Genomic DNA, 250 nt, shown 5'->3' with positions numbered 1-250 from the left:
GAGCTCTACCGCGTGTTGCATCTGCGCGTGGTGCAGCGACGCACCGTCGAGCAGACGGCCGCCGCCCTACGGCTCTCGCCGCACGCCGTCCGCGTCCGGCAGCACCGCGCGCTCGAGGCCCTTCGCGCGGACCTCAGATCCCCCGGGCGATCAGCTCTTTCATGATCTCGTTGGTGCCGCCGTAGATCTTCTGGACGCGCGCCGCCGCGTACATCTGGGCGATCGGGTACTCCATCATGTAGCCGTAGCC

2 protein-coding genes are annotated in these 250 nt (G+C 68.8%); one reads left to right on the top strand and one right to left on the bottom strand.

Features of this window, described 5'->3' with window-relative positions; all coding sequences use genetic code 11:
• Positions 1–12: 12 nt before the first annotated feature.
• Complete coding sequence (locus B4920_RS31185) at positions 13–165, top strand: sigma factor-like helix-turn-helix DNA-binding protein (protein WP_368664751.1); 153 nt, start codon at positions 13–15, stop codon at positions 163–165.
• Here B4920_RS31185 and B4920_RS27275 read toward each other — a convergent pair.
• On the bottom strand, positions 134–250 hold a 117-nt coding region (locus B4920_RS27275), incomplete at its 5' end, for an acyl-CoA dehydrogenase family protein (RefSeq protein WP_139379744.1). The genes B4920_RS31185 and B4920_RS27275 overlap by 32 nt on opposite strands.

The organism is Zoogloea sp. LCSB751, assembly GCF_002028455.1.
Taxonomy (GTDB): Bacteria; Pseudomonadota; Gammaproteobacteria; order Burkholderiales; family Rhodocyclaceae; genus Zoogloea.
This window is presented reverse-complemented; position numbering and strand designations above follow the sequence as displayed.